Consider the following 9,199-nt stretch of genomic DNA (forward strand, 5'->3'; position numbering starts at 1 on the left):
CCGGGCGACACGCTGACCGACGCCAAGATCGACGAGTCGCTCAAGACCCTGTTCGCCACCGGCCTGTTCGACGACGTCCGGGTCGAACGCGATGGCCAGACCCTGGTGGTGACGGTGGTCGAGAACCCGATCATCAACCGGGTGGCCTTCGAGGGCAACGACCGGATCACCGACGACGTTCTCAACCAGGAGATCCAGCTGGCGCCCCGCACCGTGTTCACCCGGGCGCGGGTGCAGGCGGCGGTGACCCGCATCCTGGACATCTATCGCAGTGCCGGCCGGTTCGGCGCCGCGGTCGAGCCCAAGATCATCGAGCTGGACCAGAACCGCGTCGATCTCGTGTTCGAGATCAAGGAGGGGCCGCTCACCAAGGTCGGCGGCATCAGCTTCATCGGCAACGAGCACTTCTCCGACGGCGCGCTGCGCGGCGCCATCCAGACCAAGGAAAGTGCCTGGTACCGCTTCTTCACCACCGACGACACCTACGACCCCGACCGGCTGGCCTACGACCAGGAGTTGCTGCGCCGCTTCTATACCAGCCGCGGCTACGCGCAGTTCGAGGTCCGTTCCGCCGTGGCCGAGCTGTCGCCCGACGGGCGCAACTTCTTCATCACCTTCACGGTCGACGAAGGCGAGCTGTTCCAGTTCGGCGATATCGAGGTCACCAGCAACGTCCGTGACGTGCAGGTCGAGGAGCTGCAGGCGCTGCTCATCCCGAAGGCCGGCGACACCTATGACAGCAGCCAGATCGAGCAGACCATCGACGGTCTGACCGACCGGCTCTCCGTGCTGGGCTATGCGTTCACCCGGGTCAACCCGATCCAGCGGGTCGACGAGGCGAACCGGACCGTGTCGATCAACTTCGCGATCGACGAGGGGCCGAGGGTCTATGTCGAACGCATCGACGTGCGCGGCAACGTGCGCACGCTCGACCGGGTGATCCGCCGGGAGTTCCGGCTGGCCGAGGGCGATGCGTTCAACGCGGACCTGCTGCGCCGCTCCGAGCAGCGCATCCGGGCACTGGGCTTCTTCGACAAGGTGGCGATCGACACCACCCAGGGCAGCGCGCCCGACAAAGTGGTGATCACCGTCGACGTGGTGGAGCGGTCCACGGGCGAATTGTCCTTCGGTGCCGGCTACTCGACCTCGGACGGCGTGCTGGGCGACATCCGATTGCGCGAGCGCAATCTCTTGGGCCGCGGCCAGGACCTGGACGCGCAGTTCACCTTCTCTGGCCGCCGCCAGGACATCGGCCTGGGCTTCACCGAGCCCTACTTCATGGACCGCGACCTGGCGGTGGGCATCGACCTGTTCTCGCGTGAGACCGACTACCAGGACGAATCGTCCTTCGACGAGCGCAACATCGGCGGCACGATCCGGGCCACCTATCCGCTTACCGAGCACTGGCGCCATGGCGTGCGCTACACGCTGCGCAACGACAAGATCTTCGACGTCGACGAGGACTCCTCGCCCTACATCCGCGACGAGGAAGGCGACCGCACCTCGTCGATCATCGGCCAGACCTTCACCTACGACACCCGCGACGACCGGTTCCTGCCGAACGACGGCATGCTGTTCCGCTACGACATGGACCTGGCCGGCCTGGGCGGCGACAATCAGTGGTTCAAGCAGGAGCTCCGGGCCGACTGGTACTATTCCCTGCTGCCCGACGTGGTGCTGAACCTGGGCGCGTCCGGCGGCTACATCTTCGGCTTCGGCGGTGAGGACGTGCATCTGTCCGACCGGTTCTTCATCGGCGGCTCCAACTTCCGCGGCTTCGAGTTCGCCGGCATCGGCCCGCGCGACGTGATCTTCGACGACTCGTTGGGCGGCAATCTCTATTACGTCGGCACCGCCGAGATGCGCTTCCCGCTGGGTCTGCCCGACGAGCTGCGCATCTTTGGCCGCGGCTTCGCCCAGGCCGGCACGCTCACCGACATCGACGTGAGCGGGCCCGGCCTGGAGGATTCCGGCTCGCTGCGCGCCTCGGCGGGCTTCGGCATCTCCTGGATTTCGCCGCTCGGCCCATTGGCAGTTGATTTCGCCGTGCCGTTCGCCAAGGAAGACTACGACCAGACCGAGGAGTTCCGGGTCTCGTTCGGTACGCGGTTCTGATTGGAGGGCAACGGGCTTGCCGGTCACATCTTGCAACAAGGCGGCACGCGCCGGCATGACAGCGGTCGGGCGCATGGCGGTACGCGCCGCCATGCTGGCGATGGGAGTGGTGCTGCCCGCCGCTGCGCAGCAGCAGCCGGCCCAGCCGCTGCCATCCACGATCGCCGGCGCCACGGAAACACTGCCCGCCGCCGTGGTGGGCATCATCGACTACCAGAAGATCCTGCGCGACTCGAAGGCGGCCGGCAGCATCCGCGATCAGGTGGAGGTCCGCCGCAAGGCCTACCAGGAGGAGATCTCCAAGCAGGAGCAGGAGCTGCGCGAGCAGGACCAGGCGCTGGTCAAGCAGCGCACCGTGCTCTCGCCTGAGGCCTTCGGCACCAAGCGCCGCGAGTTCGAGCAGGAGGTCGCCGAGGTCCAGAAGAACGTCCAGGCGCGCCGCCGCCAGCTCGATGAGGTGACCGCGGTGGCCCTGAGCGAGGTCCGCGAGGCGATCATCGAGGTCGTGTCGCAGCTGGCCGAGGCCAAGGGCTTCAACCTGGTCGTGCCGTCTTCCACCGTCCTGGTGTTCTCGCCCAGGATCGACATCACCCAGGACGTGCTCCAGCTTCTCGACGAGCGGCTGCCCGACGTGAAGGTGGCCGACGCGCTGCCCGCGGAGCCGCCCCAGCAGCAGCAGCAATAGTAGACCATGGCGGATCCTCGCTTCTTCAACCGGTCCGGGCCGTTCCGCCTGGGTCAGCTCGCCGGACTGGTCCAGGCCGAGCTGATCGGTGATCCGGACCTGCTGATCCAGGACGTGGCGAGCTTGGCCGCTGCCGGGCCGGCCGACCTCGCCTTCTTCGACCACCGCCGCTACCAGGCCGATCTGGCCGCGACGGCCGCCGGTGCCGTGGTCTGCAAGCCGGCCATGGCCGAGCATGTGCCGGCCGGCAAGGCCCGGGTGCTGGTGCGTGACCCGCAGCTCGCCATGGCGACCATCGCCGCCACTTTCTACCCGGACGAGGTGCCGGGTGGGGCGGCCCTGGGCGAGACCTGGATCCAGGCCGGGGCGCATGTCGCCTCGGACGCGAAACTGGGCCAGGGGGTCGAGATCGCGGCTGGTGCGGTGGTCCAGTCCGGTGCCGAGATCGGCGACGGCGTGCGGATCGAAGCTGCCGCCGTGGTTGGCCGCAATGTCCGGATCGGTGCCGGCAGCCGGATCGGTGCCGGTGCCAGCCTGACCCACTGCCTGGTCGGCGAGCGGGTGCTGATTCATCCCGGCGCCAGGATCGGCCAGGACGGGTTCGGCTTCGCGATGGGTGCGGTCCACTGCAAGGTGCCGCAGCTCGGCCGGGTCGTGATCGAGGACGATGTCGAGATCGGCGCGAACAGTACGATCGACCGGGGCAGCGGCTCGGACACGGTGATCGGCCGCGGCAGCAAAATCGACAATCTCGTGATGATCGCGCACAACGTCCGTATCGGTGCGCATTGCATCGTGGTGGCCCAGAGCGGCATTTCCGGCTCCGCTTCGGTCGGCGACCACAGCGTGCTGGCGGCGCAGGTGGGCGTGACCGGGCATCTCTCGATCGGGCCGCGCGTCCAGCTCGCCGCGCGCAGCGCCGTGATCGAGGATCTGCCGGGCGATGCCGTCTATGGCGGGGCGCCTGCGGTCCCGGTGGGCGAATGGCGCCGGCAGATCGCGACGATCCGGATGCTCGGCCGGAGGAAGAAGAAGGGAGACGCAGGGTGAGCGAGCAGAAGCGGTTCGAACCAGGTACCCGGCTTCCCGACATCGACTATACCGGGGTGCTCAAGCGCATCCCGCACCGCTTCCCGATGCTGATGGTCGACGGCGTCACCGAGATCGAGGCGTTCAAGCGCGCGGTCGGGCTCAAGAACGTCACCTTCAACGAGCCGTTCTTCCAGGGCCATTTCCCGACCGACCCGATCATGCCGGGCGTGCTGGTGATCGAGGCGCTGGCCCAGGCGGCCGCCGTGCTGGTGGTGGCGTCGCTGGGGCCTGACTACGAGGGCACCACCGTCTACTTCTCCACGGTCGACGACGTGAAGTTCCGCCGCCCGGTCCGGCCGGGCGACCAGCTGAAGCTGGAGGTCGTGCTCGAGCGCAGCAAGCTGATGATCTACAAGTTCCGCGGCAATGCCTGGGTCGGCGACCAACTCGCCACCGAGTGCAACTTCTCCGCCAAGGTCATGACCGGGACCCGCCGCGGTGAGTAGCATCCATCCCACCGCCATCGTCGACGGCAAGGCCGAGATCGGCGCGGATGTCGAGATCGGCCCGTTCTGCATCATCGGCCCGAACGTGCGCCTGGAGCAGGGCTGCCGGCTGGTCGCCCATGTCGTGATCGATGGGCATACCACGGTAGGCGAGGGGACGCGCGTCCACCCGTTCGCCTGCATCGGCCAGCCGCCCCAGCACCTGCGCTACAAGGGCGAGCCGTCCACCATCACGATCGGGCCGCGCTGCTGGATCCGCGAGTACGTGACGATCCATCCCGGCACCGAGGGCGGCCGGATGGCGACCGTGGTGGGTGCCGAGTGCCTCTTGATGGCGAGCATCCACATCGCCCATGACTGCATCGTCGGCAACGGCGTGGTCATGGCCAACAACGCCACGCTGGGTGGCCACGTGACCGTTGGCGACTATGCCTTCCTGGGCGGCCTGTGCGCCGTGCACCAGTTCGTCCGGATCGGCCAGTATGCCATGCTGGGCGGTCTGTCCGGCGTCGAGAACGACGTGATCCCCTATGGGCTGGTGATGGGCAACCGGGCGCACCTGGCCGGGCTGAACAATGTCGGCATGAAGCGGCGCGGGGTCAGCCGCGAGGAGATCCGGCAGATGCGCAATGCGTACCGCACCCTGTTCGAGGGTGAGGGCGCCTTCGCTGACCGGCTGAACGAGGTGGCGGAAGTGTTCGCGGACCAGCCCCGAGTGATGGAGGTGGTCGAGTTCGTGAAGCGCTCCTCGGCGCGCGACCTCTGCCATCCGCGGGTCGGCGACCGGCTGGTCTGACCGAGAGGGTGCCGGGCAGGCTCGCCATCGTCGCCGGCTCCGGGCCGATGCCCAGGCGTCTGGCGGACACCGCCAGGCGGGCCGGGCGCGACGTGTTCATCCTGTGCCTGGACGGGATCACCGATCCCGCCACCGCCGAGGGGCTGCCCAGCGCCACGGTCGGGATCGGCCAGATCGGCCGGGCGATCGAGACCCTCCACCGCGAGCGGATCGCCGAGGTCTGCATGATCGGCCCGGTCAAGCGACCCTCCCTGTCGGCGATCGGGCTGGACGCACGCGCGATCGGTATGCTGCCGAAGCTGTGGCGCACCGGGCGTGGCGACGACGCGCTCCTGCGGCTCATCCTGGCCGAGCTGGAGGGGGAGGGCTTCCGCATCGTCGGCGCGCACGAGGTCGAAGGCGACCTGCTGACGCCGGCGGGCCAGCTCGGCCGGCTCTCTCCCGATGCCGAAGCCCTGCGCGACATAGCGCTCGGCGTGAAGGTCGCCCGCGCGCTGGGTGCCCTGGATGTCGGCCAAGCCGTGGTGGTCCAGCAGGAGCAGGTGATCGGCGTCGAGGGCATCGAGGGCACCGACCGGCTGATCGAGCGCTGCGGAGAACTGCGCCTGGCCGGACGCGGGGGCGTGCTGGTCAAGATGCGCAAGCCGCAGCAGGAACGCCGGGCCGACCTGCCGACCGCCGGAGTCGATACGGTCAGGCGTGCGCAGGCGGCAGGTCTGGTCGGGATCGCCCTGGAAGCGGGCCAGACCCTGCTGGTCGACCGGGAAGCCACGATCGCCGCCTGCGATGCCGCCGGGCTGTTCCTGGTCGGCATCGCGCCCGAGCCGTGAGCCTGACACCGTTTCGCCTGTTCGTGGTCGCCGGCGAGCCATCTGGCGACCAGCTGGCCGGGCGGTTCGTCGACACGCTGAAGCAGCTCCTGGCACCGCGTCCGGTCGAGGTCGTGGGCGTGGGCGGCCCTAGGCTGGCCGGGCACGGCCAGCAGACCCTGCTGCCGCTGGAAGACCTAGCGCTGATGGGCTTTGCCGAGGTCGTGCCCAGGATCCTGCGCATCCGCCGGCATCTGCGCGACGTCGAGGCGGCGGTGCGCCGGATCCGCCCGGACCTCCTGCTCACCGTGGATGCGCCGGGCTTCAACCTGCGCCTGCTGGGCCGGCTGAAAGATCTGGCGGTACGCAAGGTCCACTACGTGGCGCCGCAGGCCTGGGCGTGGAAGGAAGGCCGCGCCCGTGCCCTGCCGACCTTATGCGACCATGTCCTCTACATCCTGCCGTTCGAGCCGGCCTTCTTCGCGCGGTTCGGTGTCTCGGGGAGCTTTGTCGGCCACCCGGTGGTCGAGGAGCCGGCCCAGGCGCCCGACGGCCTGCGCTGGCGCGCGGCCCATGCGGTCCCGGCCACAAGGCGGCTGCTCTGCCTCCTGCCGGGCAGCCGGCGGAGCGAGGTCACCCGGCACCTGCCGATCCTGCGCGAGGTGGTCAGGGACTTGGCGGTGGACCATGCCGATCTAGGCGTGGTGGTGCCGACCGTGCCGTCCGTGGAAGCTCTGGTCAGGGAGGCGGTGGCAGGCTGGCCGGTGCCGGCCGAGATCAGCACGGACCGGACCAACCGGTTCGACCTGTTCGCCGCGTGTGATCTGGCGATCGCCGCGTCCGGCACGGTGACGTTGGAACTGGCGCTGGCCACCTGCCCGACCGTGGTGATGTACCAGACCTCCGCGCTTTCGGCCTGGCTGGCCAGGCGGCTGGTCAAGGTGCGCTACGTCTCGCTGGTCAACCTGATCGCGAGCCGGCCGGTCTTGCCGGAGCTCCTGCAGGAGGACTGCACGCCAGTGCGTATCGCAGCCGAGGCGCAGGCCCTGCTGGATGATCCGGATGAGGCTTCGGCACAGCGAGAGGCGATGGCGCGGGTGGTGCGCAGCTTGGTGCCGGAGAGCGGCATGCAGCCGAGCGAGGCCGCGGTGCGCGCGGCACTTGGGCCGCTCCTCCCGGACCTCGTGGACGGCGCGGTGCTGCCGGGCTCAGCGCCGGAGCTGCGCCAGCTGCCGGCCGGCGGCCGAGGCCGCCCCTAGCACCCCAGCCTCGTCCGAGGCGATGCCGGTGAGCGCCACGGTGCGGCCCACGTCGAACACGAAGCCGTCGCGCTGGGGGCCTGTAGCCACCAGCCGGCCCCGGCCAAAGCCGGCGATCACCGCCTCGGCCAGCGCCGCGCAGGGCAGGGCTACCCCGGCGCCGACATGGAGCACCGGATCCTCTGCCCCGAGCTTGGCGAGGCGGGCGATAATGCGCGCGGCCGTCGCTACCGGGACGAAGTCGCGCCGGGTGCTGCCGGCCATGTCGAAGCGGATCTCGTCTCGCTCGGCCAAGCCCGTCAGCATGGTGCCGAAGAAGGTGGTGCGACCCGGCCATTCGCAGCCGAACACATTGGACAGCCGCAGGATGCAAAGGCGCTCGCCCAGAAGGTCGCGGCCGGCCTGCTCCAGGCGGAGCTTGTTGCAGCCATAGGCGCTGGCCGGAGCGGTGGCATGGCCCGGCGTCAGGGCATCGTTGCCGGCTTGGCCATACACCGCACGGCTGGACAGCATCAGGTAGCGGCAGGAACTGCCGGCCAGGCGGCGCAGGAGCAGGTGTTCGGCATCGTCCGCCAGGAGCCAGTCCGTGCGGCCGATCCCGGGCGACCGCCCGGCATGGATCACCAGGTCGAATTGTCGGCCGTCCAGCGCCGGGATCGCCCGGTGGGAGAGCGGGACAGCCTCTGGCAATGAGGCTGCCAGATGGCGGCCAATGAAGCCGCCGGCTCCGGTGATCGCGATGCGCAAAGGGGCGCCCCGGTGCTGCTCAGCGCGTGGCGGGCTGACGCGGCTCGACCACCACCTTGCGGCCACGCACCCCCAGCACCAGTTCGCCGCGCTTCAGCGCCAGTGCCTTTTCTCCGAACAGCTCGCGGCGCCAGCCGGACAGCACGCGTGCCGCCGACTGGTCGTCCAGTGCCACCGCTTCCAGGTCCTCACCGTTGGCGATCAGCCGGGGCGAGATGTCGTGCTCGTCGGCGACCTGCTTCAGGAGGACGCGGAGCAGGTCGACGATCGCGGGGATGCCGCGCGGCAGGTCGCGGACCGGCTCCAGCACCGGCAGTTCTGCGGGCGGCAGGCGCAGCGCCGCCTCGATCGCCTCGACCACCGCCTGGGCGCTGGCCCGGTCCAGCGACACCCGGGGCAGTTCCTTCAGCGCCTCGACGCTGGTCGGGCGGTTGGCGGCGACCTCCATCAGCACGTCGTCGCGCAGGATGCGCTGGCGGGGCAGGTCCTTCGCGCGCGCCGCCCGCTCGCGCCAGCCGGCCAGCGCCTGGACCACCGCGATGAAGCGCGGGTCGCGCGAGCGTACCTTCAGGCGCCGCCAGGCGATGTCGGGGTCGACGTCGTAGAGGCCCGGGTCGAACAGGGCAGTGTGCTCGTCCTCCAGCCAGTGGCGGCGCCCGGCCTTGACCATCTCCTGGTCGAGCCTGCGCCAGACCTCGCGCAGGTGGATGACGTCGCCCAGCGCGTACTGGACCTGGGCCGGCCGCAGCGGGCGGTGCGACCAGTCGGAATAGCGCGAGGTCTTGTCCACCCTGGCATTGGTCAGCCGGGTGACCAGTGCCTCGTAGCCCACCTCCTCGCCATAGCCCAGGATCATCGCGGCGATCTGGGTGTCGACCAGCGGGGCCGGCAGCCGGCCGTCCATCAGGTGCCAGAAGATCTCCAGGTCCTGGCGGGCGGCATGCATCACCTTGAGGACCTTGGGGTCGGCCATGAGGTCGAGCAGGGGGGCGAGGTCGATGCCGGGGGCGAGCGTATCGATCGCTACCGCTTCCTTGTCGCCGCCCAGCTGCACCAGGCAGAGCTTCGCGTAATAGGTCTTGTCGCGCATGAACTCCGTGTCGACGGTCACGAAATCCTCGTGCGCGAGCCTGGCGCAGACGGCGGCGAGCGACGCGTTGTCCTGGATCAGCATGCGGGTAGGGAATCCATCTGCGGGGAGAGGCTCGCTTTACGAGCGGGACGGGTAGGGCTAGACGCGCGGTCGAGAC

At 69.5% G+C, this 9,199-nt stretch carries 9 protein-coding genes; 7 read left to right on the forward strand and 2 right to left on the reverse strand.

The genetic code is table 11. The features are described from left to right. The 7 genes from bamA to lpxB all read left to right on the forward strand — a co-directional run. Window positions 1-2,115 (forward strand): outer membrane protein assembly factor BamA (bamA, locus tag VNS22_RS10785; RefSeq protein WP_325732246.1); only part of this gene is annotated, 2,115 nt, incomplete at its 5' end. A 16-nt stretch (window positions 2,116-2,131) separates the two neighbouring features. Further along, window positions 2,132-2,800, forward strand: a complete 669-nt coding sequence (locus tag VNS22_RS10790; RefSeq protein WP_325732248.1) for an OmpH family outer membrane protein — start codon at window positions 2,132-2,134, stop codon at window positions 2,798-2,800. A 6-nt stretch (window positions 2,801-2,806) separates the two neighbouring features. Beyond that, on the forward strand, window positions 2,807-3,850 hold the full coding sequence (gene lpxD / locus VNS22_RS10795) for a UDP-3-O-(3-hydroxymyristoyl)glucosamine N-acyltransferase (protein ID WP_325732250.1): 1,044 nt from the start codon (window positions 2,807-2,809) through the stop codon (window positions 3,848-3,850). Continuing rightward, window positions 3,847-4,338, forward strand: a complete 492-nt coding sequence (fabZ, locus tag VNS22_RS10800) for a 3-hydroxyacyl-ACP dehydratase FabZ (protein ID WP_325732251.1) — start codon at window positions 3,847-3,849, stop codon at window positions 4,336-4,338. Before lpxD ends, fabZ begins: the two co-directional genes overlap by 4 nt. Beyond that, window positions 4,331-5,134 carry an acyl-ACP--UDP-N-acetylglucosamine O-acyltransferase gene (gene lpxA / locus VNS22_RS10805; protein ID WP_325732252.1) on the forward strand — a complete coding sequence of 268 codons (804 nt, stop codon included), beginning with the start codon at window positions 4,331-4,333 and terminating at the stop codon, window positions 5,132-5,134. The genes fabZ and lpxA overlap by 8 nt, the downstream gene beginning before the upstream one ends. An 8-nt stretch (window positions 5,135-5,142) precedes the next feature. After that, a complete protein-coding gene (locus tag VNS22_RS10810; protein ID WP_325732254.1) occupies window positions 5,143-5,964 on the forward strand; it encodes an LpxI family protein in 822 nt (273 codons plus the stop codon). Then, on the forward strand, window positions 5,961-7,202 hold the full coding sequence (gene lpxB / locus VNS22_RS10815) for a lipid-A-disaccharide synthase (RefSeq protein WP_325732255.1): 1,242 nt from the start codon (window positions 5,961-5,963) through the stop codon (window positions 7,200-7,202). The genes VNS22_RS10810 and lpxB overlap by 4 nt, the downstream gene beginning before the upstream one ends. On the opposite strand, the gene VNS22_RS10820 is transcribed toward lpxB, so the two are convergent. Next, on the reverse strand, window positions 7,152-7,892 hold the full coding sequence (locus tag VNS22_RS10820; RefSeq protein ID WP_325732257.1) for an NAD-dependent epimerase/dehydratase family protein: 741 nt from the start codon (window positions 7,890-7,892) through the stop codon (window positions 7,152-7,154). The genes lpxB and VNS22_RS10820 overlap by 51 nt on opposite strands. A 76-nt stretch (window positions 7,893-7,968) precedes the next feature. Continuing rightward, complete coding sequence (gene rnd, locus VNS22_RS10825) at window positions 7,969-9,123, reverse strand: ribonuclease D (RefSeq protein ID WP_325732259.1); 1,155 nt, start codon at window positions 9,121-9,123, stop codon at window positions 7,969-7,971. Window positions 9,124-9,199 lie beyond the last annotated feature (76 nt).

The organism is Geminicoccus sp., from assembly GCF_035556675.1.
GTDB lineage: Bacteria > Pseudomonadota > Alphaproteobacteria > Geminicoccales > Geminicoccaceae > Geminicoccus.